Origin of the sequence: Streptomyces sp. NPDC059456 (assembly GCF_042750055.1) — a bacterium.
Classification (GTDB): domain Bacteria; phylum Actinomycetota; class Actinomycetes; order Streptomycetales; family Streptomycetaceae; genus Streptomyces.
In genome coordinates this window covers 1-1889 of sequence record NZ_JBHYVA010001040.1, presented here as the reverse complement: position 1 = coordinate 1889, position 1889 = coordinate 1, and the positions used below count along the sequence as shown (strand labels likewise).

Annotated in this window: 2 protein-coding genes and 1 pseudogene; 2 read left to right on the top strand and 1 reads right to left on the bottom strand. The window is 72.6% G+C overall.

Features of this window, described 5'->3' with window-relative positions:
• A pseudogene (locus tag ACFXA3_RS41925) lies at positions 1-431 on the bottom strand (hypothetical protein); the annotation flags it as partial.
• A 319-nt stretch (positions 432-750) separates the two neighbouring features.
• Between ACFXA3_RS41925 and ACFXA3_RS41920 the strand changes: the two are divergent.
• Positions 751-1119 carry a hypothetical protein gene (locus tag ACFXA3_RS41920; protein ID WP_385196674.1) on the top strand — a complete coding sequence of 123 codons (369 nt, stop codon included), beginning with the start codon at positions 751-753 and terminating at the stop codon, positions 1117-1119.
• A 524-nt stretch (positions 1120-1643) separates the two neighbouring features.
• Positions 1644-1805, top strand: coding sequence for a hydrophobic protein (locus ACFXA3_RS41915; RefSeq protein ID WP_385196671.1), 162 nt, complete (start codon positions 1644-1646; stop codon positions 1803-1805).
• Positions 1806-1889: the final 84 nt, after the last annotated feature.

The window sequence follows — 1889 nt, the reverse complement described above, 5'->3', positions numbered from 1 at the left end:
CTGGTGATCCGGGGGAGGGCCGTGAGCTGCCGGACCAGCGCGGAGCCCGTGGCGTTGATCACGCCGGAGAGGTCGCCGCACTCGTCCCCGGCGGCGGCCGAGGACTGCTTGTCGCCCTTCTCGGCCTTCTCTGCCCTGTCGGCCCTGAGGGGCTTCGCGGTGGGGGCGGGGGCCGGAGCGGTCTCCTCGGGACCGTCCTGCGAGGAGATCCGGAAGCGGGAGGCGTTGTCCCGCGCATGGGGCGACTTGGGGACCGGGATCGACCGCGGCGCCGGGGCCGCGGTTCCACGGGTGTCCGCACCGGCCCGGGCCGTGGCGCCGGCGGAGGCGGCCTGGCTCTGGGGCGCGAACAGGCCGAGCGCGAGGAAGACGGCTGCGCCGAGCGCAGGAAGTCTGCGCGCGCCGGCCTTCGATATCCGGAAGGGACGCATCTGTGGGGGCCTCCGGGGCCGTTGAGGCCGCGTGCGGGGACACGCGGCCAACTGATGTGTGACATGTAAAATTTCACATGTCGCATTGCTGCGGAAGGCTTCCGGCCGGATTGCCGCGTCCCGCAACTGAAACGTTGTCAACTGCCGCCCGGGGGCTCGACGGTGGACGGCCGGTGGGTGACCGTGCGGCCACGCCGCCCGCCCGGTCGCTGCCTGGCGTGATCATCCCGGCCGGAAACCCGCTGTCACGGACCCCGGTCAAGCCGTAGGAATGAGCTGCCGTTCCCGACATGGAGTCATCGGACCAAAGGAGACCACCATGACCCGTTTGCGTACCGCCACCATGGCCCTCGCCGGCGCTGCCGCGATGTTCGCGCTCACCGCCGCCCCCGCCCAGGCCGCCCCGGGCGACGTGACCACGACCTGCGCGAACACCGCCACGCCCGCCGGGTACGTCGACGTCAGCTGGGGCTACAGCGCGAGCTGCGGTACCCAGAACTTCGCCCCGAACATCAAGCAGATCAAGCAGCTGACCGGCCTGCCCGTGGGCACCGTCGTCCAGGCCTGCGGCTCCACCTACTACCCCGCCGGCTGGGTGCAGACCGCCTCGTACTACAGCAGCAGCTGCGTCGCCTGGCCGAACTCGGGCTTCAACAACAACGCCTGGACTCTCAAGCGCGTCTCCTGACCCCGGGGGCCCCGCGCCCTGCCGGCCGTCGGCCGCGGGGTTCCGCGCCGTGCACCGGAGCGGTCCGCGGGACCTCCGGTGGCGTGGCTCTCGTGACACCTGCGGCCGCTGCCCAGGGCCGGCGGGAGCAGACGGGCACGGGACACGGCCGGCCGGTACGGAACAGGTGGGTGCAGCGTGGAACGCGCCACGGCCGAGTCGCACGCGGACGAGTCACCGGCCCCGTCGGCAGGATCCGGCGGCGGCCGGCCCGGCGCATCGCCGCCCTCACGGGCCCGCTGGTCCTGTGCGCGCTGCCCGCGCGGGCGGTGGACGCCGCCGAGCCGCACGACGTACGCCCGCACCCCGGCCGGACGCCGTACGTGTCCGATCCACCGGCCTCAACACCCCCCGGTCTCGCCTTCCCGCCCCGCACCCGCGCGGCCGAGTGGCTCCGGCCGTGCGACGGGCGCCGGGATCTTCCGAAAAGTGGGGCGTGTAGTCCGGGAAGTCGAGGGCATTCGACTCCTCGGAGGTTGATAATCATGGTTCCCCTGCTGCTCGTTCTTCTGCTGATCGTGGTTCTTGCCGGTGCGGGTTTCGCGCTGAAAATCCTGTGGTGGGTCGCCATTGCGATCCTGGTCCTGTGGCTGCTCGGTTTCGTGGCCAGGCCGAAGACCGGTGGCGGACGGTGGTACCGCTGGTAGACGGCGGGCGGTAAGCGCGCCGCGGGGGTATGTGGGGGGGGGGGGGGGGGGGCCGGCGGCTCGGGCGCGCGGAAGCGCACACAC